Raw genomic sequence first — 25,139 nt, forward strand, 5'->3', positions numbered from 1 at the left:
ATCAAAAACCTTTAAAAAAATCTTATATTTATATTTAATCGCGTCAAAAACAACTATATATGAAAACGACATTATTTATTTCACTTTTGGTCTTATGTTCACAACTAGGCTTTGGTCAGACGAAATTGACCCAATTATGGGAATCTAAAGAACAATTGCCGACTCCTGAATCGGTCTTATACGATGCTGATAAATCAGTTTTATATGTTTCATTGATTGATGGCGATGGCGTTGCCAAAGATGGTAAAGGCGGTGTTGCAATCTTGAATATGGATGGTAGTTTAAAAGATGCTACTTGGGTACAAGGATTAAATGCTCCGAAAGGTCTGGCGATGCATAAGGATTTACTTTATGTAGCTGATATTGATCAAGTGGTCGTAATTGATATGATTACTGGCAATGTTATCAATGAAATCAAGATTCCTGATGCTCAATTCCTGAATGATGTTACAGTTGATAAAAATGGTAAGGTCTATGTATCTGATACCAGAAGAGGAGAAATCTATTTAATTCATAATAATAAACCCTCTTTATACATGAAAGATTTGAAGGATGTCAATGGATTGAGAGTTATTGACGGGGTTTTATATGCGATGGTAGGTCCGGAGCTTTGCAAGATTGAGCCTAACAAAGGATATACGGTACTTGCTAAAGGATTGAAGCTTGGAGGAGATGGATTAGAACCCGTAGGTGATGGCAGCTTTTTGGTTACTTGTTGGGGTGGGTTGATTTATCATATCGCTGCCAATGGAACCGTAACTGAGCTTCTTGATGTTCAAGGTAAAATGAAAACAGCAGATCTTGGTTATAATCAAAAGGAAAGAATCTTATATGTTCCTACCTTTTTGAATAATAGCGTTGTAGCTTATAGACTGGATTAATAGCCAATAAAAGATATAGAAAAAGGATTCAAGTTAAACTTGAATCCTTTTTGCGTTTTGGAATATCTTTATTTCAGTATTTCTCTTAATTTATTGTTCAGGTCATCCCCATGAAGGTTTCTAGCTATCACTTTACCTTGTGGGTCGACAAGGATATTTTGAGGAATGGCTTTAATACCATAGGCTATACTTGCCGAATTATCCCAGCCTTGAAGATCGGATACATGTTTCCAAGTCAGGTTATCATCTTTTACCGCTTTAGCCCATGCATCAAACTCTCTGTCGAAAGAAACACCAAGAATTTCAAAATTCTTGTCTTTAAATTCGGCGTAGGTTTTTACCAATTTAGGGTTTTCTTCTCGACAAGGAGGACACCATGATGCCCAAAAGTCAATCAGAACATATTTACCTTTCAGATCTGATAAGGAATAAGGTTCACCAGTTAAGTCCAATTGAGTAATGCTTGGTGAAGTTTTTCCGGGCAATGTGTTTTTTAATGCATCTAAATAGCGGTCAAAGAGCTTTCCTTCATTAGATTTTCTAACTTTTTTATCTAGTTTTTTAAATAATGCGGCTAATTCATTGTAATCAGGGTAATAACCACCGACCTTCTGAATTAGACGAATGGAGCTGATTTCTTTAGGATTTGCTTTGACTTGAGCAATGAGTTCTTCCTTCGTTTGAGCGAATAATAAACTGGGGATGAATGCTATAAATAATATTAAATTCTTCATATGTTGATTTCTGTTCGACAAAATTATAAATAAACTACTGGATTGGTAGATTATTTTTTGTAAAATTTTCTTGATGTTCTGTAGTAGAAAAAAATAAATTAATAAATAATAGTAGTGTGGTTGTGATAATTAATGATTAAAATAATTGCATTGGCTGTGATTTTTGCCAAAAATGGCGATAAAAATAAAAAGATTTGTATTTTTTGCTTTGACAGCCTTATAAATTGTTAAATTTGAGGCTCACTAAGGTATTTTTCAATTTAAATGGCAAGATTAAATTTATTAGAGGAAACCCGGTTTGAGAAAGTTCCGGTAACGGTTTATCCCTCTCAAGACGAGGCATCTGTTAAAGTTGCTGAGCGCATTGCTTCGATTATCAAAGACAAGGATGCGAAAGGGGAAAAGGCTGTTCTTGGATTAGCCACAGGAGCAACGCCTATTAAAGTCTACAAAGAACTTGTTCGTCTTCATAAAGAAGAAGGTTTAAGCTTCCAAAATGTAGTAACATTCAATTTGGATGAGTATTATCCGATGTTACCTACTGCGGAGCAAAGTTATGTAGCATTCATGAACAAGCATTTGTTCAATCTAGTTGATATTCCTAGAGAGAACATCAACATTCCGGACGGTACATTAGCGCCGGAAGATGTCCAAAAATTTTGTGAAGCATATGAGCAGAAGATCTCCAGTTTAGGGGGGTTGGATATTCAATTATTGGGAATTGGTCGTACGGGACACATTGGTTTTAACGAGCCAGGTTCAGCGCCAAACTCAGGAACTCGCTTAGTAACCTTAGATGACCTTACAAGAAGAGATGCATCACGCGATTTCGGTGGTAAGGAAAATGTACCTACAAAAGCGATTACGATGGGTGTTGGAACAATTTTTAAAGCCAAGGAAATTGTTTTGATGGCGTGGAATGAGAAGAAAGCGGAAATTGTTAAAAAGGCAGTTGAAGGTGAAATTTCTTCGGATATTCCAGCGACTTATCTACAGATGTCTGACCATGTAGAGTTTATACTAGACGAGGATGCAGCCTCAGCATTGACGAGGTTCAACTTGCCTTGGTTAGCGCATGATGTTGTTTGGACTGATAATTTAGTTAAAAAGGCTGTGGTATGGCTTTCCTTACATTTGGATAAAGCAATTCTGAAACTTACAGATGATGACTATAACAATAATGGTATGGCTCAATTGATTACTGAGCAAGGTACTGCTTATAGTATTAACATCCGTATTTTCAATGATTTACAACGTACTATTACAGGTTGGCCAGGTGGTAAACCAGGGGTTGATGATTCTAATCGCCCTGAAAGAGCTGAACCGGCACATAAAAATGTAATATTATTCTCACCACATCCAGATGATGATGTGATCTCAATGGGTGGTACTTTCATTCGTTTGGCAGATCAAGGCCATAATGTGCATGTGGCATACCAAACTTCAGGTAACACTGCCGTATGGGATGATGATGTATTGCGTTATTTAGAGTTTGTACAAGACTATGCCGTTGTTGTTGAAGATGACAATGGGGTAACTCGTAAGATCTATGACGATGCACGTGAGTTTTTCAAAGTAAAACAACCAAATCAAGTAGATCCTGAAATTATCAGAACTATAAAAGGGTTAATCCGTAAGGGTGAAGCAATTGCTGGAGCACGTTTTGTTGGTCTTCCAGATGAGAATATTCACTTTATGGATCTTCCATTCTACGATCGTGGTAAATTCTCCAAAGAGATTGATTTTGAGGATGATATTCAACAAACCATGGAATTATTACGTCAGGTAAAACCACAACAGGTTTTTGCTGCTGGTGATTTCGCGGATCCACATGGAACCCACAAAGTTTGTTTCGACATTATCTTAGAAGCATTATTGCGTTTAAGAGAGACAGATGAATGGACTAAGGATTGTTGGTTATGGTTATACAGAGGAGCATGGCATGAGTATCCTATTCATGATATCGAAATGGCTGTTCCACTTTCACCACAGGAAGTAAAACGCAAGCGTTTGGCGATTTTCAAACACCAATCTCAAAAAGATCTTCCTGTATTCCCAGGAGATGATCCAAGAGAATTTTGGGTTCGTGCGGAAGACCGTACTAGTGAAACAGCAGGTCTATATCATCAATTAGGCCTTGCGAACTATGAAGCAATAGAGGCTTTCGTTCGTTGGAAATTTTAATAAAGTATATATTAATTAAGGGAAGCAGCTGTCCACATCGGACAGCTGCTTTTTTAATGTCTTGGTTTTCAATCGACATATCTGAAAGTTTGAAGATAAAATGAAGAGAAGTTTATTAAAAATTTCGGATTATTAAAGTTTTTGTCGGATTCTTTATTTTTTGCTATTGAAGTCAGAATTACTTTTGCGTACTATTTAGAATTAGTACAAATAAAGGTAATGAAGACAATATATATTCTCGCTCTGATGGGAGCAACTACTATTTTTACTGCAGCGAATGCACAAACCACCTTAAAGGGTAAAGTCAGCAGTAATAACAATGAATCCATTTCCGGATTAAATGTAAAAGTTAAGGATCAGGTAACGATGTCGGATGCCAATGGCTATTTCGAATTGTATATTCCCTTTCCTGGTTCGTTCAACGTTGAGATCACAGGGGTTGGATATGACAAGGAATCCGTATATGTAAATCCAAAGGAATCCACTACGCAATTAGGAACTATAGTAATAAGGCAATCGAATCAAAAAATCCAGGAAGTAGAAGTTACGGGATACAATTCGATCAATGATAAAGTACTGAATGCAGGCAAGGCAGGGATTATTGATCGGGACTTGCCACAAGCCGTTCAAATTATTAACAAGCAAGTTATAGCCGACCAACAGGTAAATAGATTGAGCGATGCTTTAAAGAATGCGAATGGTGTTGCTATGGGGGCGAATCGTGGTGGTGTCAATGAGAATTTTTATGCTCGTGGATATAGCTTAGGTGCCAATAATATTTTTAAGAACGGCGCCCGCACAAATAATGGTGGGTCGATTGAGGCCAGCACCTTGGAATCTGTTGAAATATTAAAAGGGAGTGCTGCGATTTTATATGGAGGTGTAACAGGCGGTGCGGTTATCAATTTGGTTACTAAAAAACCAAAGTTTGAATATGGTGGTGAAGTTTCAATGCGTGCAGGAAGTTATAATCAGTATAAACCCATTGTGGATGTTTATGGGCCTATTTCAAAGAAATTAGCATTTAGAGTTGTAGGAACTGGAGAATATGCAGAAAGCTTCCGGGATTATGTTGAAAGTAAGCGGTTTTATATTAACCCCTCCCTACTCTATCAAATTTCAGATAAGACCAGTATTAACCTGATGTTCGATTATTTGAAATCTGATTATACACCAGATTTCGGGATTGGTTCAGTTGATGGAAAAATCAATAAAGAAGTTGGTCGAAATACGTTCTTGAATACAGGTTGGGCATTCAATAAAACCAATTCTAAGAATGGTCAATTTAATTTTGAGCATGTATTCTCGGAGAATTGGAATTTGCAAGCAATAGCGAGTTACCAGCAATATGGCCGGGATTATTATGGTTCAGAAAGAATTCAAGCTAAGTCTTCCATGTTTCCTCGGAATTTAAATCGAACAGAACAGGATGAGCTTACATTCAATCAACAAGTTAATTTGCGTGGAAGCCTAAAAACAGGAGGTCTGAAACATCAGCTTGTGATTGGAGCGGATGCGGATCAATCGAACACGAAGAATTATGCCTTCAATATTTTCGCGAATGGGCTCAATGTAGCGCCAAACGCGGTTTATGACACCATAAATATCTTTGATCCGTATAATTCCATTAAGCGTACGGATATGCCTGGAGTTGGATTAAAAACCAGAACCAGCACAGATATCTACCGTTATGGGGTATTTGTTCAGGATTTGATCTCCTTAACGGAACAATTTAAAGTGTTGGCAGGTATTCGTTATACCCATCAAACCACTCAAAATGCGGAGGTTTACGACTATGCAAAAGGCGAGACGACAGTTACTCCAAATAAAGGAAAAGATGATGTTGACATGGGCAATAAGGTAGATAAAGCATGGTCTCCTAAGTTTGCCTTGATTTATCAACCTATTCCGACTACAAGTATTTTTGTAAGTTATGCGAATAATTTCACTCCTAATTCAGGATATGATATCAATTATCAACCTATGGGACCGTCTGTAATTGATCAATACGAGGCAGGGGTAAAAAATGATTTCTTTAAAGGTAGATTATCAGCGAATCTGACTTGGTATAGAATTGTAAATAATAGGTTTGCACAGTCTATTATCCCAACCGATCCGACCAAATTTGATGTAAATATGAAGGAATTTACTGGTAAAACAGCTTCAGATGGGGTTGAGTTGGATTTAACAGGTAAAATTACAGAGGGTTTAAATATTATGGCAGGTTATAGCTATAACTTTATGCGATATTTGGAAACCAATGATTTAGGGAATGTTGAAGGGGTTCGTTTGGTAGGAACAACGGCTCATACTGCAAATGGAACAGCATTTTATACTTTCCAAAATGGTAATCTGAAAGGATTGAAACTTGGTTTATCAGCCTTTTACACTGGTAAAAGAAATGCAGGATGGAATAATACCAAAGCAAATATCAAGGATGGTTTAGACCGATTGATTGCCGTGGATCCATTCACCACATTTGATTTTTCTGCGGGTTATAGTTATAAAAACTGGAGTATCTTGGGAAAAGTTAGCAATATTGGAGATGCCTTCAATTACTATGTTCATGAGAATTATAGTGTGAACCCTATTCCGCCAAGAAGTTTTACAGGAACATTGAGTTATAAGTTTTAATAAATCAGAAGCAAAGAAAAACCGGGTTGTCTAAACAATCCGGTTTTTTTGTAATTATTAAGGATAAAGAGTTTTAAAATAAATGAATATTATTTAGGATTTCCGGCAAGGCTTGAACTCCTTCGTGAGCGACCAAAAAGGTATAGCGTAAAGAATTAGGGATGATTCCGAAATACTTTTTAAAAGCGGTTGTAAAATGGGTTGAATGTTTATAACCTGTCATTCGAGCCACATCGGAGATGCGGTGTTTTCCCATTAAAATAAGCTTTTTAGCATGCTCCATTTTCATTTCAGTGATGTAATTCATGATGGTTTTACCATAGAATTGCTTGAAATGTTTCTTTAAATACTGTTCGTTGGTTCCTACCGCCTTCGCTAAGTCTGAAATAGTATGGTTTTTTGAAAGATCCTCATCGATTAATTTCTTGGCCATCTGAATTTTGTCATAATGGTTTTTATTGACGATGATTTCTTTGTTTTCATTTTCAACATATAGACTTTCCACCTGATGGATAATAATCTCCAGGAGGAGGGACTGAATTTTCAATTGGTTGATATAAGAATCAGCTTCATAGAGATCAAAGATCTGTTGAAGAGAAAGGTCGATTCTTGCATCTGCTTTTGTCAAAAGACCATGTTGAAATCGGCTTTTGTCTGCGATGTATTTATCATGAAAAGCGAGCAGTTTATCGCTGGGGATCAGCATCAAAAGGATGCGATTGTCTAGACAGATGCTTTTGAGATCGAATAAATCAGCCTTGTTCAAATGAATTAACAAGTTGTCACCCGCATTGAGGAGATAGCTTTCTTGTTGAATTTGAATAGTACAGTTTGCTGAGTCATCGAGGATTAATAGATTTAAATAGCCTTCAATAGGGGAAATAAAGTTGAATCTTTGGCGTCCTTTCAAGACCGTAAAATACATAAGAGTTCCCAGTTCCAGCATATTGGCTGACATACTGTTGTTGGGTTCTGATAATTTTTCCGATTGCGTAGCTTTTTTTTCCGATTGCGTCATTTTGCTATTTAGAATAATTCTACATTTGCAGCAGTATTTATTTAGACTTGTTCTAAAGAAATTCGAAGTTAGTATATTATTCTGGAATAATGAAAAATTTTTACCTTACCAATTTATTTTTAATCCTCTGTACAATCGTTTATGGGCAGACTTCTACTATTACGGGTAAGGTTCATTTAGTAGATGGCACTGCGGTTGCTCAGGCAACAGTCCGAATTGAAGGGACTCAAATAGCAAGTGTTTCAGACCATAATGGCTTCTATAAGTTAGAGGCTGTACCCTATGGGAAGCAAACGATTTTAGTAACCTCTATTGAAATCAAACCCAAAAGACTTCCCCTGGATGTTAAAAAGGAGAGTTATGATTTACATATTCATATTGATCCACGTGGAGACATCAGTTTGGACGAGGTTCGAGTACAAGGGAACTCAGTCAAACGCGAGATAGAGACCAAAGGTTTTGCGGTTAATGTGATTGAGACAAAGGAAGCATCCACTCGTAATATCCAAACAAATGAGTTATTAGATCGTACAGTTGGAGTTCGGGTTCGTCAGAGTGGCGGATTAGGATCAGAGGTACAATATAACCTAAATGGGATGACAGGTCGTTCTGTAGGGATTTTTATTGATGGGATTGAGATTTCTACCTATGGTTCTTCCTTTAATCTAAATAATATTCCTCCAGCTATGATTGAGCGCGTTGAGGTTTATAAGGGTGTTCTTCCAGCGCATTTAAGTGGAGATTTATTGGGTGGAGCTATCAATATTGTTCTTAAAAAAGGGACATCTACCAATAATTTATCGGCATCGGTTTCATACGGTTCTTTCAATACAACCCAATCGGATGTGAGTGGATTATATAGAAACTCCAAGAATGGATTTACCGCTCGGGTTTCGGGTAGTTTCTTAAACTCGGATAATGACTATGAGATTTGGGGAAAATTTTCAAAATACATCATGCCAGATGGAGTCGTTCAACGTAACTTCCGGACAAAGCGTTTTTTTGATGGTTATAAAGCAATTTCTGGTCGTTTTGAATTTGGTTTTACCGATGTAAAATGGGCGGATGTCTTTTTCTTAGGGTATAATATTTCAGATTCACATAAAGAAATTCAACATGGCCAGACGATGGGGACTCCTTATATGGGCAGAACCTCAGATGCTAGCGCGAATGTATTAAGCTTGACCTATAATAAGAAGGATTTATTTGTACCGGGTTTGAGGTTAAATTTAAATGCAGTACATAGTTTCCGTAATACCAACATCGTGGATACGATCCCATGGGCGTATAACTGGGATGGCCAGATCCGTATAGATTTTAAAGGGAATCCAGTTAAACGTAGTGGTGGGGCGCAACAAGGGAAACCTTCTTTGACAGATATTAATCGTCAGGTGACAAATATCCGTTCCAATCTTAGCTATGATATTTTCTCGGGACATAGATTATCTGTAAACCATGTGTTTTATACGGTTGATCGTAAGGATAAAAACCTATTGATCAAGGACGGTAATTCAGGGGTTAATAGTTCAAATGATTTATCTAAGAGCGTATTTTCCTTTAATTATGAAGCCCAGACTTTCAATAATAAATTAACGACGAATCTATTCTATAAGATTTACCAGCAATCGTTGGGTGACATCAAATATAAGGGTGAAATAGAAAATGGGCAGACTGTAATCGTGAAAGACGAAATCCGTGATAACAGGTTTAATTCAGGATATGGCTTGGCGGTATCTTATAAATTATTTAACCAGTTTATTCTTTTGACCTCTGCTGAAAAGGCTGTTCGAATGCCATCAGACAATGAGATTTTTGGTAGTCCTGAAGATAATGTTTTATCAAACTCAGTTTTGCTACCTGAAGTCAGTGATAATTATAATGCTGGATTTCGGTTAGGGACATTTGAATTTGGGGATAACAAATTTGTATTAGGGACCAATGTTTTTTGGCGTAATACAAAAGATAGAATCATGCCAAGGGCGAATGAATTGATAAACAGTCAAGAAATAGAGTTGACGCAGTTTGTAAACTTAGGTAAATCACAATCCTTGGGTTTTGAAGGAGAATTCAGCTATGGCTATAAAGATAAGTTGAGTTTGATGTTTAACTTTTCAAAATTCAACTCCTTGTTTAAGCAAGAGTTTGATGCGACAACAGGTCAAAAGATGACCTATTACAATAAGCAGATTCCGAACGAACCATTTTACACCATGAATGGAAATATCCATTATCGTTTGGATAATCTAATTCAAAAATCATCACAATTAAACCTCTTCTATAATATTGGCTACGTGGCGCCATTCAGCACGGTATGGCCAGAGTCGGATAATTTTATTACTCCTTCGCAGTATGCACAGAATCTGGGTATGAGTTATGTTTTCCCTAGCAAGAAGATAATTGTGGCACTGGATGTCAAGAATATTTTTAATGCTGAGATCTACGACAATTTTGCGGTTCAAAAGCCAGGACGTGGGTTTTATTTAAAACTGAATTACTCAATTAACAAAATATAATTACTCTCAAATAAAAATCATATGAAATCGAATCTCTTAAAATTTGCTGTACTTGCAGCAATTGCATCAAACATAACTTTTTCAAGTTGTTCAAAAGATAATTCAGGACCTGAAGTTGAAGTAGAAGATAACATCCGTTGGATTACAGTTTCGGGGGCATTAATGGATGCAGAACCAGGTGATGGTAATGCTGGGACTATGGTTTTCAGTATGAAACCAGAAGATGCGAAGAACCCAAGTTTTTCAGTAAATGTTTTTGATCAAGGCCTGCACGTTAAGTCATCAAGAACAGCACGTTTACAAGCGTCTGCGGACGGTAAGTTTTTGTATAACATTCAATATACTGGTGATGATGGTGGTATTTTCAATAAATATAGAGTTCGCGGAGGAAAGGAATTTACTGCTGATGGACCAGAAGTTGAAACGGCGACATACGTGAGTACTTCACCACGTTGGTTAAAAGCGGCAGAAGGTGTTGGAGTAGCAGTTAAAGCGGCAGGTAATGATGTTGTTTACACGGGTACTGCTCCGAATTTTGTTTATAAGGAAAGATCTTCGGCTATTGATGTAATTTCTTTGGATTTAAATAATCCTAGAATTACAGAGACGAGTCAGTTTGATTTAAAATTGACAGCAGAAGAGATTGCTGCTGGTTATTATTTTAGCCGTATTGATGTACCAGTGATCAATAAAGCAGGTAATAAAGTATTTATTGGCGCTGCAGTTAGCAAAGATAATACGAAACAATTTACGTTAGGAACAGATGGTAAACCAACTTGGGCAACAGACAGAGCTGGAGAAAAAAGCTGGGCAAAAACATTAGTATTGGATTACCCATCTTTATCTAATCCAAAAGTTATCACTTCAAATAAAACTAGAGGTAATACAAATGGCTACCGTAGTACGATGCAATATGTTGGTACGGATGGTCATGTTTATCAGGCAACCTCTGGTGAGGCAGCAGGAACTGGGGGTTCAAAAATCTTAAGAATTAACAGTTCTACCAATGATTATGATGCTTCATATTCATTTAGCCTAGATCAAGCTTTAGGTGTTAAGGATTCTTACATTGAGACTTGGAAATATGTTGGTGATGGCATTGGCTATGTAGTTTACAATGTTGCTGGTAATGGTGGATATATCGCTAGAGTTGACTTGAAAAATAATACTGCCAAGAAATATGATATACCAGGTGAGTCAGAATTAAAATTCCGTCAGATTCAAAATATTGCTTTAGAAGGGGATGATGTATTTATTGCTGTTGCAGCAGTGGGTAAAGATGGAAACATTTATGTTTTCAATAGAAAAACTGGAGCGATGTCTGTTGGGGCGAAGCTTGTCAATAAAACTGGAAATCAATACATAGGTATTTATTAACAGATCAATAATTTATCAATTCAGGTGTGCATTAAATTGCTCACCTGATTTTTTCATTAAATAGTACAAAGAGAGAAATGAGTAAAAAAGTAAGAAAATCAACAACATGGATGAAGGTGAGGAAACTGTTCAACGACATCCATTTATGGGGAGGGTTGATTTCAGGAATTGTGGTCTTCATTGTTTGTATAACAGGGACAATCTATACCTATAACACTGAGATTAGGGCTTTGGCAATGCCAGAGTTTAGTAAGGTGAAAGTCGAAGGAACTAAGAAAAATGCTGATGAGCTTTTGGCGTTGGTAGAGCCAGATGTAAAAGGCAAGATTGTAGGTGTTAAGGTTCCGTTTGCGGAGAATGCAACGACCATGTTCATGTACAATAAGAAAGAAAAAGAAGGGGAAGGCAAAGGAGCTGAGAATGCTAAGGCTGAGAAAGCTGGGCCAGCTCAAGGTGAGCAAGGAAAATCCGAGAAGAAAGAAACTGCAGAAGGGAAACCTGCTGCTCCAGCAGCTGCGAAAGCGGGACCTGGAGGACCTGGAGGCGGTCGTGGACCAAGAGCAAATCAATTGGCCGTGAATCCATATACTGGACAAATCATTGGTGATCCAAGTGATGTGAAGACTAAGACAGCAGAGTTTATGGGTAAGATGTTTAGCTTGCACCGTTGGTTGTTGTTAAATGAAATTGAAGAACCCATTTTTGAAGGGGTTGAAAACAGGAAATTGGGATCTTGGATTACAGGGACGGCTACCTTATTGTTTTTGTTAGGTGTAATAACTGGGATTGTAATCTGGTTTCCGAATAAGTTGAGATCATGGAAGAATGGTTTAAATATTCGTTGGAATGCGAATTGGAAACGCGTGAACCATGATTTACATAATACGCTAGGTTTTTACAGCTGTATTATTTTGTTCTTTATGGCGGTAACTGGTCCTTTCTGGTCCTTTGACTGGTACCGTGCCGGGTGGCAAAAGACCTGGGGAACCTACAAGTCTCCAGATGCAGCAAAAGAGGAAAAGGCTCCGGTATTATCCAATATTCCTGCTGATGGAAAGAAAGCTTTGAATATTGAGGAAACGATCTTGGCGGTGAATAAAATCCTTCCTTATGATGGAGATGTTACGATCAATTTTGCGAAAGATAGTGTCGGAACAGTATCGATCAGTAAGAATAGAGTGGGATTTTTTGCACCATCTGCTGGGGATAAATTAGTATTAGATCAATATAGTGGTGAAGTGTTGGAAAGAGATGTGTTTCGTGAGAAGCCATTTAATGAAAGAGCTTCAGCTTCGATCAAGGCTTTGCATATTGGTGATATCTATGGACCATTTACGAAACTGCTATATTTCATTTCTTGTTTAATTGCGACATCATTGCCTGTTACAGGAGTAATGATTTGGATCAATAAAATGAAGAAAAAATCAAAATAGGATTAAAATTTCTCTTTATACTATGGGGTTTGGCTGTGATGGTCAAGCCCTTTTTTAATGGAAATTGACCTAGGGTTTGGATAAAACAAGAATGCCCAGCAAATAAGCTAGGCGTTCTGTTTGTTTTAAAATAGTGGTTTTTTGAGTTTTTATTTGTTATCGCTTCCCATACGGCCGATTATCATTTCAATAACAGCAACAATAATGGCAAAGAAGAAAGCTGGCCAAAATCCTGCTACATCAAATTTTGATCCCATGATTTTATCGGATAACATAATCATCAACACGGTGATGATAAATGATACAAGACCAAATGTTAACCAATTTAATGGGAAAGTAAATAAACGTAGAATTCCACCTACAATTGCATTTACCAAGCCAATAACCAAACCCGTTAGGATAGCCCATCCGAAACCAGCTACAGTTACACCAGGAATGATCCAGGACGCGATTGCAACGACTAAACCTGTGACTAAGAGACTAATAATGAACCTCATAACTTAAATTATTTGTGTGTACTAAAATGGTTCAAAATTAATGCCAATAAAGCGGTTTAAAGGACGTTAATTTTAGGGGTAACAAAAATATTATTATGCTAACATAGAAAAATATATGTATATTCAACCAACAATTTTAAACATGAAGGTTATGAGACAACTAGTTGCAACATTCTGTGCCTTATTATTTACAATAACATTATTTGCTCAGAATAATGATCCGATTTTAGGGAAATGGGAAAACCCGAGCGGAGAGGGCAGAATTGAGATTTACAAAAAGAATGATAAGTTTTACGGCAAGCTTTATTGGATTAAGGATGCCGCGAAAAAAGATGTCAAAAATCCAGATCCAAAGTTGCGGTCTCGGAATATTCAAGGATTAGAAATCCTGACCAATTTCCGTAAGGACAGCAAGACTTATGTTGATGGCGAGATTTATGACCCTAAGTCCGGAAAGACCTACAGCTGTAAAATGACCTTGAAAGGGAATGATCAGCTAGATATTCGGGGCTACATCGGAATAAGTTTAATCGGCCGTACAGAGTCTTGGAAAAGGATTAAATAGAGAAAAAGGAAGGAATCAGAAATGATTCCTTCTTCTTTTTTAGGGCTATTGTGTTGGGTTTCATGAGTGCATATATTTTGAACAATCGTTTTCGTAATTAGGAGAGATAAAAAAAGGTTATCTTTATGCGGATTAATTGAAATACTATGTATAAAACTTTAAAACCAGCTCTTGAAAAGGAACTTGCAGAAATTAAGGATGCAGGATTATACAAAGAAGAACGCATTATTGTAACTCCACAAGGAGCAGATATTAAAATTAGTACTGGACAGGAAGTTATAAACTTCTGTGCAAACAACTATTTAGGATTGTCTTCACATCCGAAAGTTGTTGCAGCGGCGAAAGCGGCTATTGATAGCCATGGCTATGGGATGTCCTCAGTTCGTTTTATTTGTGGTACTCAAGATGTCCACAAAGAATTGGAAGCTAAGATTTCGAAATTCTTAGGTACAGAAGATACTATTTTATATGCTGCGGCATTTGATGCGAATGGTGGTGTATTTGAGCCATTGTTAGGTGCTGAGGATGCGATTATCTCTGATGAGCTGAACCACGCTTCGATTATCGATGGTGTTCGTTTGTGTAAGGCACAACGTTTCCGTTATAAGAACTGTGATATGGAAGACTTAGAAGCGCAGTTGAAAGCAGCTTCAGGTGCTCGTCATAGAATTATTGTTACTGATGGCGCATTTTCAATGGATGGATCAGTTGCTCCATTGGATAAAATCTGTGATTTAGCGGATAAATACGAAGCATTGGTGATGATTGATGAGTCGCACTGTTCTGGTTTTATTGGTAAAACAGGTCGTGGTACTCACGAATTGTTCAATGTAATCGACCGTGTGGATATTATCACTGGAACCTTGGGTAAGGCATTAGGTGGTGCATCAGGAGGTTTTACTTCAGGTCGTAAGGAAATTATCGATATGCTTCGCCAACGTTCTCGTCCATATTTATTCTCCAATACTTTAGCTCCGGCGATTGCAGGTGCTTCGGTTGCGGTGTTGGATATGTTGAGCGAAACTACTGAGCTTCGTGATAAATTGGAAGATAATACAAAATACTTCCGTGATAAAATGACTGAAGCAGGATTTGATATTAAACCGGGATTTCACCCAATTGTTCCAGTTATGCTTTATGATGCTAAATTAGCACAAGAGTTTGCTTCGAAGATGTTGGATGAAGGTATTTATGTCATTGGATTCTATTATCCAGTTGTTCCTCAAGGAAAGGCGCGTATCCGTGTTCAGATCTCAGCAGGACATGAAAAAGATCATTTAGATAAAGCTATTGCTGCTTTTACGAAAGTTGGTAAGGAGCTAGGGGTAATAAAATAAGCCTCATAATATTAGAAAGAAGGTGCTATTCAAAATGAATAGCACCTTTTTTTGTGTTTAGCTTTTTTAAGCTAAATTATTGACTTAGAAAGTTTGCGTAATAATATTCGTATTGAAGTTTTGATTGATAGTTACAGCAAAGTTTCCTTTCTTTTCGCTATTCAAATCTTCAAAAAGCTTACCTGATAGCCTGGTAATCGTATTTGGCATCAATTTTACATTCAAAATTTCTTTACTAAGGATAACAGCACCCGTACTATTCAGAACATTGATTTTTACAGGTGTGGTTGCTTCAATAGGAGAAGAATAAGTTTGACCGTTTGTTAGAATATTGGATGAAATTGTTTGGTTTGTTAAGGAAGCCAATGAGCTAATGTCAATTACATTGCTAATATAGTTTGTATTATATCGGGGAGTAATCAAATCCTTTAGATCTTTGTCAGAACCGAAAAAACTACTGTTTGAAATTGTTGAGATTTCGATATATGCTGCTTGTTCAGGAATTTTATCTAAGATGTTGAGTTCTAATTTTGAAGAAATTCTTTTTAGCGTTTGACTTTTATAGGTAGAGTCCTTAGAAACCTGAAATTCAGTGTTCAAAGTAAAGACATCGCTGATATAATAATCCTTAATTTTAAAAATATCTTGACCAATAAAACTTGTATAAACTGATTGGTATTTAGTATATATTGTATGGGTATTCAAATTATTATATCCAATTGCTCTTAGTGTATAATTACCATTTAGAAGTTTCAGATTGATGCTGCTGGAATTTCCTGAAACCGGTCTTTTTAAAGTGTCAATAGGTAATTGATCCTTATCCAACAGGACATATAGGATTTCATTAATTGGGCTTGATGCGGTGCTGGTTGTTGTTGCAGATTTTGTATCAATGGGTTTGTACGATTGGGTGAAACCATCCACAGTAAATTTCACGGTGTGCAATTTGTCTGAAGGGCTTGGTTCAACGTTGGAGTCGCTTTTTGAGCAACTGAAGAGCATAAGCATAGCAATGCCTGCGATAGATAAATTTAAAAATTTCATGTTAATATGGCTTAATAGTGGAGCAAAAATAATTCTTATTTATCGATAAATAATAGGTTTTAGCCCACAAAAAACCGTAATACGGAAAAAATATTTGATTGATAAGGTTTTACTTTTACTCTTTTTGTCGTTACGTTGTCAAAAAATGAGGTTTGATTAGTTCAAAATATTGGAGTATGAGGATTGAATTAGGGTAAAATTTGGTTTGAAGGAATCCTTTGTGGGGCTAATTTATTGCCAGATTTAGAGTCAAGTCTTTGAGAATTAATCATAAATAAACGACATGCTAATAAAATATTAATAGGAATTAGTAAGAAATGAGGTGCAAATTGTATATCTTTGCACCTCTTTATTTTTATAACACATTATTGCTCAATGCAGAATATCAGAAACATAGCGATTATCGCGCACGTTGACCACGGTAAAACTACCCTAGTTGACAAGATTTTACACTTCACCAATCAATTCAGGGACAATGAGAATTCAGGAGAATTAATTCTGGATAACAATGACTTGGAGCGTGAGCGTGGTATTACAATCGTATCGAAAAACGTATCTGTAAAATATAAGGACACCAAGATCAACATTATTGATACTCCAGGTCACGCCGATTTCGGTGGTGAGGTTGAGCGTGTATTGAAAATGGCTGACGGTGTTGTTCTATTAGTAGATGCATTTGAAGGTCCTATGCCTCAAACAAGATTTGTTACAGGTAAGGCTTTGGCATTAGGTATCAAACCTATTGTTGTTGTAAATAAAGTAGACAAAGAAAACTGTCGCCCAGAAGAAGTATACGAGAATGTATTCGACTTATTCTTCAGCTTAGGTGCTACAGAAGAACAATTAGACTTCCCAGTATTATATGGTTCTTCAAAACAAGGATGGATGTCAACAGATTGGACTAAACCAACCACTGACTTCACTGAGTTATTAGAAGCAATCATCAAACATATCCCTGAGCCGAAAGTATCGGAAGGTACTTTACAGATGCAGGTTACTTCATTAGATTACTCTACATTCGTTGGTCGTATCGCGATTGGTCGTGTTGTTAGAGGGACTATTAAAGAAAACCAACCCGTATCATTGGTAAAACGTGATGGTAAAGTTGTAAAATCACGTGTTAAAGAACTTCAATTATTTGAAGGACTAGGCCGTGTGAAAGTTTCAGAAGTTCACGCAGGTGATATTGTTGCGGTTGTGGGAATCGATGGATTTGAAATTGGTGATACCATTGCTGATTTTGAAAATCCAGAGCAATTGGAAGTTATGCACATTGATGAGCCAACAATGAACATGTTGTTTACCATCAATAACTCTCCATTCTTTGGTAAAGAAGGTAAATTCGTGACTTCTCGTCACATTTATGACCGTCTTCAGAAAGAATTAGAAAAGAACTTAGCATTACGCGTTGTTCCTACGGATTCACCTGATGCATGGTTAGTATATGGTCGTGGTATTCTTCACTTGTCCGTATTGATCGAAACGATGCGTCGTGAAGGTTATGAGTTACAAGTAGGACAACCACAAGTAATCGTTAAAGAAATCAATGGTCAGAAACATGAGCCTATCGAGGAATTGGTAGTTGATGTTCCTGCAGAAGTATCTGGTAAAGTAATTGAATTAGTTACTCAACGTAAAGGTGAGTTATTGATTATGGAAACTAAAGGTGAAATGCAACACCTAGAGTTCTCAATTCCTTCACGTGGTATTATCGGATTACGTAATAACGTATTGACAGCTACAGCTGGTGAAGCTGTAATGGCGCACCGTTTGAAAGGTTATGAGCCTTGGAAAGGTACAATCCCTGGACGTATGGCAGGTGTATTGATTTCTTTAGATACAGGTTCTACAACAGCTTATTCAATTGATAAATTACAAGATCGTGGTCGTTTCTTCGTTGATCCAGGAGTTGAGATTTATGAAGGACAGGTTCTAGGAGAGCACATCCGTGATAATGATTTAACTATCAACGTAACTAAAGGAAAGCAATTGACAAACATGCGTGCATCAGGTTCTGATGATAATACACGTATTGCTCCAGCAATTAAATTCTCTTTGGAAGAATGTATGGAATATATCCAAGCTGACGAATACATCGAGGTTACTCCACAAAGTATCCGTTTGCGTAAGATTTATCTAACAGAAAATGAGCGTAAAGTAAATGCTAAGAGATTCGTTTAGAATTTAGCAATTACATAAAATATCAGAGGCGAACCAACAGGTTCGCCTCTTTTTTGTTGTGTTCATTTGTTAACTTGCCTTTATAAATCAATGTTCATAGGGATGGATAATTTTGAAAATGACGATTTAGAATGGCATAAAGTGCCAACAAGAATAGATGAGAGCCGGAATTATGTCAAGGCTTTGCATGTGGCTGGGAAAAAGCTCTGTTTGATCAGGGAGGGGGATGTTCTATCGGTTACCTCAAGTCGTTGTCCGCATGCAGGCGCGGATTTAACAAATGGATGGTGTGAGGGTGGAAAGTTAGTTTGCCCCTTTCATCGCCATAAGTTCAATATTGAAACTGGAAAAGGAGATGAACCACAGCATAACTTTATTCGGATTTATCCTTTAAAAAAGGAAAATGGTGAATTTTATGTGGGGATTAAGAAAAGCCTTTGGAACAAGATTTTCGGTTAAAATAATCGCCTAATCCACTGCAACATCTTATTGGTCTTCTCCGTATAGGGATACCAGAACATGGAAGATACCGGGAATAGTTTGACATCGGCCACTGCTCTTTCATGAGAAAAAGCCTTAAAACCATATCTCCCTGTGGATTGCCCTATTCCGGAATTATTGACTCCACCAAATGGTAGGTTGGGTTGCATAATTTGGATGACGGCATCATTGATACATGTCGATCCCGCACTCGTATGACGGATAACATGTTTATTGAAGTTTGAATCTTTACTGAACACATATAAGGCTAATGGCTTTTCCTTCGCATTGATAAAGTCAATGGCCTCCTGTATTTGTCCGTAATAGACAATAGGAAGGATAGGACCGAAGATTTCATCAGTCATGAGGGAATTGTTCAAAGCGATGTTAGTAACGACTGTAGGAGCTATAAACTTAAGTTTAGCGTCAGTCTTTCCTCCGGCGATAATTGTTGCGCCTAATTGTTTTGCAGATTCCAGGCTATCATTCAAGCGCTCAAACTGTTTATCATTGATAATCCTTGCGTAATCTGGCGAATTCAATGCGTCTGTTCCAAAAGCCTCTTCCAATTCTCTTCTAAATAATTCCTCAATTTGTTGCTTTTGGTGTCGATGTGCAAGGATATAATCCGGCGCGATACAAGTCTGCCCGGCATTGATAAATTTCGCCCAAATGAGATTCTTTACAACCTGTTTGAGGTTGACATTTTTATCAATTACTGCGGGAGATTTACCTCCTAACTCAAGTGTAATATCCGTAAGGTTTTTACTGGCGGCCTCCATAACGATTTTTCCAACTTTAGGGGATCCAGTAAAATGAATATGGTCAAACCTTAAGTTCAATAAATGCGTCGTTTCTTCTACAGCGCCTTCAACAACTGCAATATGGTCAGTTGGGAATAAATTCTTGATGATTTTCTTAATTACCTTGTTGCTGTGCGGGGAGAATTCGGAGAGTTTGAGGATGGCAGTATTTCCAGCTGCAATACAAGCGGCCAAATGAACCAATGGGAGTTGAAAGGGGTAATTCCATGGGGTAATGATCATGACATTGCCCTTGGGCTCATAATGAAGATAGGCATTGACATTAGGCATCATCATAGACCTACCTACCGATCTGTCCTTCATCCAGCTTCTTAGATTTTTGGAAATATGTTTCAATTCCAATTGAACGGCAAGGACTTCAGTAATGGCAGTTTCTATTCCAGATTTATGGAAATCCTGATATAGCGCTTGTTCAATAGATTTCTCCTCTTTATTGATCGCTGCTAAAAGACTTTTTATCCAAGCGACCCTTTTGTCTGCGGTACTGTGTTTTATTGCAGATTTGTTTTTGAGTTGTGCCTGATAAATTTTATCTATTTCTGAAATAGTCGTGTATGCCATAGAAATTGCCTAAACAATAAAAATAAGTAATAAAATAAAAACCCAGGTCATATTCATGTCTGGGTTTTTAACTGTTATAAGGAATGTGAAATTACTTGTTACTAGACTTGTCTTCTAGTGCGCGGAAAACTTCATCATTACTAGTATATATCTTGAATTGTACATCAAATTCCACAGGAATATAGATTACAATTGGCATTTTACCATTGTATGGTACTAGATTCGGTTGTGCTGACACAAAAAGATTTCTCTTCGGCGCATCAGGACATGCCATTTGAGTTGAAATGACTTCGCCATTTGAATTGAAGACATAATAATTATATCCCCAACCTTCAAGATCTTTTGTCTCAATTGTTCCTTGAAGACCATAATGGTTACAGCCATCTACCTCCATCATTTTTCCTACTGTAAATTCAATCTTTTTATTTTTGTCCGAATCAGAGTAAGGTACTTCGATTACCATTTTCTTAAATCCTTTTTCAGGTTTCGGGAAAATGTCGGTATTGACTTTCATTAGCATTTCTTGTGCTTTTGATGCTTGTGGCATTAAAAATAATCCTAGCATTAAAATTAAAAGAGCAGATAGTTTGCTTTGTTTCATGTTTTTCATTTTTATTATGTCTACATAATACGAAGCATGCGCCTAATCCGCTACAGGGTTAAGTTTTGAGGGATTTATTGCATTTATTAAAGCTCTAGCTAGTATGCGATTAGGGTCAAAAACTGGTAGTCCATAATATGACTTTTCCCTTAATGCAAGGGGTAATTCCGTACATCCTAGAATAATCACTTGAGCACCTTGGCCTTTCAATTCCTGGATTGCGGCTACCAATTGATCATGCGCACGGTTTGTTACGGGTGATGAAAATGCTTTGATTCCATAAGTTTCATCATAAATGGACGCATGCACCTTATTCTGCAATTCATCGTTAGGCTCGATACATTTTAAATTATGGGCTTCGATAACCTGCTTATATAGGCCTGTATTCCGGGTTCCAATGGTAGACAATACTCCCACGGCTGCATTAGGAGAATGTTCTTGAATGAACTTAGCAGTTTCATCCACCATATGCAGTAATTGTATATTTGAATTATGTTTTTCCAATTCTTCCTGGATCACCTCAAATATCCTTGGTGAATGAGCTGTGTTGCAGGGGATTCCCACAACAGTTGCTCCTGCTTTTTCAAGTTCCAATGCAATTTCAGAAATAGCAATCCCAGGGTTTACCGGTTCTTTCCCTAACAGGTATTCAGTTCGATCAGGAATTCTATGTGATTGCGAAGACAATAATACCGGTAAGTGATCTTGATCTCTGCGTGCATTCGTTTCTTCAATTATTTTTTTTAGGACGTCTACGCCTGCTAGAGGGCCTACGCCGCCGACAATTCCAATCATATCTATATCCTTTTAGTCTAACTCACCCTGGCGCCATTTATACATCCAGAATGTCTGTTTATTATTCAAAAATAACGCCAATAAATCAGGAATGGTCTTAAAACCATTGTCGGAATTGGTAAACGCGACTAATAATTCTTTTGATTTCGGATAGGCCAAAAAGAAACATCGGAAGCCGGGGTTGGAACCGGTATGCCAATAAGCAGAACCGACTTCGTTGATTTGCAGCCGCATGCCCAAAGCACATGGTACGTACTGATCATCAGGGCTAATTCCATCAGATTTTTTGGCTTCAGATAGTTTGCTCAAGGCGAGTTTATGTGTTTTTTTCTTTAAGCCGAAGCCATCGAAGATGTATTTACTGATAAACTTGCTGTAATCTTCAGCTGTTGTATAGAGCGTATAGGCAGCATTGCTTTTTCGATACATACCTAATTTTCGAGCATTCCCGTTTTCCAAATGTCCGAATGCAGCGTTTGCAGCTAAATCATCATGCCAAACTATTGCGGAATTGCTCATTTTAAAAGGAGTTAAAACTTCCTCCTCTACCAATTGCTGAAAAGACTTTCCACTGATATGCTCCATAGTCTCTTGGAGGAAGTAAAAGCCTTCACCAGAATACATGTAATCAGTTCCGGGTTCAAATTGCGAGGTAAGAGCGGTCTTTCGCCATTCTTCAGAAGGAACATCGCCTTCCCAGTTTAATAGTCCAGTGCGATGGGTCAATACCATTCGAGCTGTTATCTTTTCCTTGAATGGGTGATTCGCTAATCGGTCGTACTGATAATAGTGCCAAAGAGGTTTATCCAATTCAATTAAGCCTTGATCCATTAATCTTAGGAAAGTATAAGCCGCAACAACCTTGGTCAAGGAAGCTGCTTGGAAAACCGTGTTTTTATCGATTGAATCCTGTTGGTCAACCTTTTTTAATCCGTAAGAATATAAATGGCCCTTCCCTTTCTTTTGGTAGTTCAACTGAATTGCAGGAATTTCATTTTTCTCTGCTATTTGTTGAATGGCTATTTTCTTGTCCTGTGCACTCAAGTGAGTCAGAGGGATCAAGAAGAAACAAACAACAAAAGCAGTTTTAATTTTAGTTTTTAACAGCTTTCGGAAGTTTATCATAATCTAGAGCCTTGTATTTCTTTAATATATTTAGAGTTTCTTTGATTGGAATTGCCTTTACGGTCCGTCCTTTAATGCCTTTCATATCCTCAGCCATAAACATGGAGTTTAGAATAGCTTCTTCGGTTGCTTCCCAAACAGCCATGAAAAGAGGTGACATATAATCATTACCCACTTCGTTAGTTGCTAATTCGATGTCTTTGCTTTCATGCGGAATTAAATTAGCAGGGTTGGTGGAGAATGCGATAGAATAATCACCACTTCCATTTGAGGAGAAAGAACCAACATTTCCAAAAGCTATATACGATCGTTTTGCAAGTCTTTCGAGATTACGAGCAGAAAGAGGGGCATCCGTGGCAATAACGATCATACAAGATCCATCCACCTTATGAGCTTCTTTAGGCTCCTGCATGTAATAATTGTGCAGTTCACGACCAACAGGAGCTCCATTGATATTTAGGACTCCGCCAAAATTGGTTTGCACCAATACACCGACTGTATAACCACCGCGAGAAGCAGGAATTTTTCTCGATGCGGTGCCTATTCCGCCTTTAAATCCTAAACATTCAGTCCCAGTACCTGCTCCCACATTTCCTTCCTCGACTTTTCCTGAATGAGCATTTTTGATTGCTTCCAAAACATCAGCAGCCTCCACATGACGCCCGCGAATATCATTCAACCCACCATCGTTGGTTTCTCCAACGACCGAGTTTACTGATCTAACGTTTTCATTGCCAGGCAAGGAAAGCATATAGTCAATTAAGCCATTGGCTACCTTTGGAGCATTCAGGGTATTGGTCAGTAAAATTGGGGTTTCAATATTTCCGAGTTCCTTAATTTGAGAGATACCCATCATCTTGCCAAATCCATTCCCCACAAAAACTGCTGCAGGGACTTTTTGTTGAAAGATATTTCCTTGGTGGGGTATGATGGCTGTAACTCCAGTACGAACAGAGTCACCTTTAATAATTGTTTTTTGCCCTACGGTGACACCGGCAACATCTGTAATTGCATTGTTATTTCCCGTTGGAAGAATACCGATTTGAATTCCGAAGTCCCGAATACGACCTCTTTTTTCTTGTGCTTGGCTTAGTTGAATAATCGAAATTAACCCTAGGGCTAATAACATATAACGCTTGCTCATGTTGATTTAGATTTTTTTGTACTAATTCATAGGTCAATAAATGTATCCACGCTTGTAGAAGCAGGTGAAGATTATTGAATGGCAAGTATACTGAAATCTTTAGACAGGCGCTTTATTCTTCCGCAAATTCTTTTTGGAGATTATCCATTCGTCTTTTGATAGAAGCCTCCACCCGATAATCATCGATTTTATCAATGGCTGTTTTTTCTACATTGACTCCCGTATCGGATTCATAATTATGGATTTGCTTTTGATTTTTGATGGCATTATCATAAGCATCTCGGCCACTCATCAACTTGACAAATACTGGAAGGCACTCAAAGAAAATAAATAACAAGGCGATAAAAATAACCGCATTTTCTGTTGATTTATTGATTGTACCGTCTGGCTTCTTGTGCAAATTGCTCAAGGCGGCATTACGGTCAGCAAATCCAGCAACATTGACTGCGCTATCCAAGGATTTATCGGATAGTATTCGTTGATCCATTAACCCTTCGGCGGTTTTTCGCTGTAATAGTTCCGACTCTTTGGCCTGCAATCTACCCCTTAAACTATCCAAATAAGCTTGTTGTTTATTGAGGTTTTCCTCCTTCATCTTTGCATATGGACCATAACCCATCACTCCGGAAGTCTCATCGGTTTTTGTCCCAAAGATTTCATGATTTAATTGTTGTCTTGAGGTTTTGATACTAGATTCCAAAGAATCCGCATGTATAGTCAAGGCCTTCAATTGGCTGTATTCTACGCGATATTTGTTCTCAAAGGTCTTGTTTAGTGTGTCAATCTTGGCCTTTTGTTGGACAAGATATTCAGCCCGAAGGTGTTCTCTGATTTCTTTATCGAAGATTTTTAACTCCAAGGGTCTTGAAATAATCAAACCTATTAGGATGGCTAGTAGAATCCGCGGCAAAGCCTGTAGGAGTTGCATCCAGCCACTACGGCTTTTGTCAATACTCAATACTATATAGCGGTCCAGATTAAAAATCGCCAATCCCCAGATGATACCAAATATTAATGCAAAGAATAGGGCAAATGAGCTACCACTAAATACAAAATATAAGGCATATCCACCCGCTAAGGCAGCAAATAGGCCAGTGAAAAAAATGGTTGCACCAATGCTTATATATTTATTCTGCTCCTCAGGGAAACGGTTTAAGGTTTCCTTATGAACCCCAGCGCACCAGAAAAAGAATTCTTTCATATGTTAATGC

20 protein-coding genes are annotated in these 25,139 nt (G+C 37.6%); 10 read left to right on the top strand and 10 right to left on the bottom strand.

Annotation, left to right across the window (positions count from 1 at the left end):
- Positions 1-59 precede the first annotated feature (59 nt).
- A complete protein-coding gene (locus ACF3OC_RS00630) occupies positions 60-881 on the top strand; it encodes an ATP-binding protein (RefSeq protein ID WP_094257555.1) in 822 nt (273 codons plus the stop codon).
- Between the two features lie 68 nt (positions 882-949).
- On the opposite strand, the gene ACF3OC_RS00635 is transcribed toward ACF3OC_RS00630, so the two are convergent.
- Complete coding sequence (locus ACF3OC_RS00635) at positions 950-1,615, bottom strand: TlpA disulfide reductase family protein (protein ID WP_094257556.1); 666 nt, start codon at positions 1,613-1,615, stop codon at positions 950-952.
- Between the two features lie 264 nt (positions 1,616-1,879).
- On the opposite strand from ACF3OC_RS00635, the gene nagB reads away from it, so the two are divergent.
- Both nagB and ACF3OC_RS00645 read left to right on the top strand, forming a co-directional pair.
- Entirely contained in the window at positions 1,880-3,799 is a 1,920-nt protein-coding gene (gene nagB, locus ACF3OC_RS00640; protein ID WP_094257557.1) for a glucosamine-6-phosphate deaminase, read from the top strand.
- 219 nt (positions 3,800-4,018) lie between these two features.
- Positions 4,019-6,433 carry a TonB-dependent receptor gene (locus ACF3OC_RS00645; protein ID WP_094280962.1) on the top strand — a complete coding sequence of 805 codons (2,415 nt, stop codon included), beginning with the start codon at positions 4,019-4,021 and terminating at the stop codon, positions 6,431-6,433.
- Between the two features lie 73 nt (positions 6,434-6,506).
- On the opposite strand, the gene ACF3OC_RS00650 is transcribed toward ACF3OC_RS00645, so the two are convergent.
- The gene (locus ACF3OC_RS00650; RefSeq protein WP_094280963.1) at positions 6,507-7,451 is read right to left on the bottom strand and encodes a helix-turn-helix transcriptional regulator; all 945 of its coding nucleotides are present in this window, start codon (positions 7,449-7,451) and stop codon (positions 6,507-6,509) included.
- An 89-nt stretch (positions 7,452-7,540) separates the two neighbouring features.
- Here ACF3OC_RS00650 and ACF3OC_RS00655 point away from each other — a divergent pair, with 89 nt between their 5' ends.
- The 3 genes from ACF3OC_RS00655 (at position 7,541) to ACF3OC_RS00665 (ending at position 12,774) form a co-directional block, all read left to right on the top strand.
- Positions 7,541-9,964: a TonB-dependent receptor plug domain-containing protein gene (locus tag ACF3OC_RS00655; RefSeq protein ID WP_094280964.1), complete on the top strand. Its 2,424-nt coding sequence runs from the start codon at positions 7,541-7,543 to the stop codon at positions 9,962-9,964.
- A gap of 21 nt (positions 9,965-9,985) precedes the next feature.
- Positions 9,986-11,341, top strand: coding sequence for a hypothetical protein (locus tag ACF3OC_RS00660; RefSeq protein ID WP_094280965.1), 1,356 nt, complete (start codon positions 9,986-9,988; stop codon positions 11,339-11,341).
- Positions 11,342-11,418: 77 nt separating this feature from the next.
- Entirely contained in the window at positions 11,419-12,774 is a 1,356-nt protein-coding gene (locus tag ACF3OC_RS00665; RefSeq protein WP_094280966.1) for a PepSY domain-containing protein, read from the top strand.
- A gap of 149 nt (positions 12,775-12,923) precedes the next feature.
- Here the strand turns inward: ACF3OC_RS00665 and ACF3OC_RS00670 are convergent, their stop codons facing one another.
- Complete coding sequence (locus ACF3OC_RS00670; RefSeq protein ID WP_094257563.1) at positions 12,924-13,271, bottom strand: phage holin family protein; 348 nt, start codon at positions 13,269-13,271, stop codon at positions 12,924-12,926.
- Between the two features lie 151 nt (positions 13,272-13,422).
- On the opposite strand from ACF3OC_RS00670, the gene ACF3OC_RS00675 reads away from it, so the two are divergent.
- Both ACF3OC_RS00675 and kbl read left to right on the top strand, forming a co-directional pair.
- The gene (locus ACF3OC_RS00675; RefSeq protein WP_094257731.1) at positions 13,423-13,836 is read left to right on the top strand and encodes a DUF2147 domain-containing protein; all 414 of its coding nucleotides are present in this window, start codon (positions 13,423-13,425) and stop codon (positions 13,834-13,836) included.
- A gap of 146 nt (positions 13,837-13,982) precedes the next feature.
- Positions 13,983-15,173, top strand: coding sequence for a glycine C-acetyltransferase (gene kbl / locus ACF3OC_RS00680; protein WP_094257564.1), 1,191 nt, complete (start codon positions 13,983-13,985; stop codon positions 15,171-15,173).
- An 84-nt stretch (positions 15,174-15,257) separates the two neighbouring features.
- Here the strand turns inward: kbl and ACF3OC_RS00685 are convergent, their stop codons facing one another.
- Positions 15,258-16,217 (bottom strand): hypothetical protein, encoded by a 960-nt coding sequence (locus ACF3OC_RS00685; protein ID WP_094280967.1) that lies wholly within the window; start codon positions 16,215-16,217, stop codon positions 15,258-15,260.
- A gap of 375 nt (positions 16,218-16,592) precedes the next feature.
- Here ACF3OC_RS00685 and typA point away from each other — a divergent pair, with 375 nt between their 5' ends.
- Positions 16,593-18,398: a translational GTPase TypA gene (gene typA / locus ACF3OC_RS00690; RefSeq protein ID WP_094280968.1), complete on the top strand. Its 1,806-nt coding sequence runs from the start codon at positions 16,593-16,595 to the stop codon at positions 18,396-18,398.
- 102 nt (positions 18,399-18,500) lie between these two features.
- On the top strand, positions 18,501-18,857 hold the full coding sequence (locus tag ACF3OC_RS00695) for a Rieske (2Fe-2S) protein (RefSeq protein ID WP_392470667.1): 357 nt from the start codon (positions 18,501-18,503) through the stop codon (positions 18,855-18,857).
- Here ACF3OC_RS00695 and ACF3OC_RS00700 read toward each other — a convergent pair.
- The 6 genes from ACF3OC_RS00700 to ACF3OC_RS00725 form a co-directional block, all read right to left on the bottom strand.
- Positions 18,854-20,263, bottom strand: a complete 1,410-nt coding sequence (locus ACF3OC_RS00700) for an aldehyde dehydrogenase family protein (protein WP_094280970.1) — start codon at positions 20,261-20,263, stop codon at positions 18,854-18,856. The two genes, ACF3OC_RS00695 and ACF3OC_RS00700, sit on opposite strands and share 4 nt — an antisense overlap.
- A 91-nt stretch (positions 20,264-20,354) precedes the next feature.
- Entirely contained in the window at positions 20,355-20,828 is a 474-nt protein-coding gene (locus ACF3OC_RS00705) for an ecotin family protein (RefSeq protein WP_256962541.1), read from the bottom strand.
- A 78-nt stretch (positions 20,829-20,906) separates the two neighbouring features.
- The gene (locus ACF3OC_RS00710) at positions 20,907-21,659 is read right to left on the bottom strand and encodes an aspartate/glutamate racemase family protein (RefSeq protein ID WP_094280972.1); all 753 of its coding nucleotides are present in this window, start codon (positions 21,657-21,659) and stop codon (positions 20,907-20,909) included.
- A 12-nt stretch (positions 21,660-21,671) separates the two neighbouring features.
- Complete coding sequence (locus tag ACF3OC_RS00715) at positions 21,672-22,784, bottom strand: serine hydrolase (protein ID WP_094280973.1); 1,113 nt, start codon at positions 22,782-22,784, stop codon at positions 21,672-21,674.
- Positions 22,753-23,928: a P1 family peptidase gene (locus ACF3OC_RS00720; protein WP_094280974.1), complete on the bottom strand. Its 1,176-nt coding sequence runs from the start codon at positions 23,926-23,928 to the stop codon at positions 22,753-22,755. The genes ACF3OC_RS00715 and ACF3OC_RS00720 overlap by 32 nt, the downstream gene beginning before the upstream one ends.
- A gap of 112 nt (positions 23,929-24,040) precedes the next feature.
- Positions 24,041-25,129: a DUF4407 domain-containing protein gene (locus ACF3OC_RS00725; RefSeq protein ID WP_094280975.1), complete on the bottom strand. Its 1,089-nt coding sequence runs from the start codon at positions 25,127-25,129 to the stop codon at positions 24,041-24,043.
- Positions 25,130-25,139: the final 10 nt, after the last annotated feature.

The sequence above is a fragment of the Sphingobacterium cellulitidis genome (assembly GCF_043187465.1).
Classification (GTDB): domain Bacteria; phylum Bacteroidota; class Bacteroidia; order Sphingobacteriales; family Sphingobacteriaceae; genus Sphingobacterium; species Sphingobacterium cellulitidis.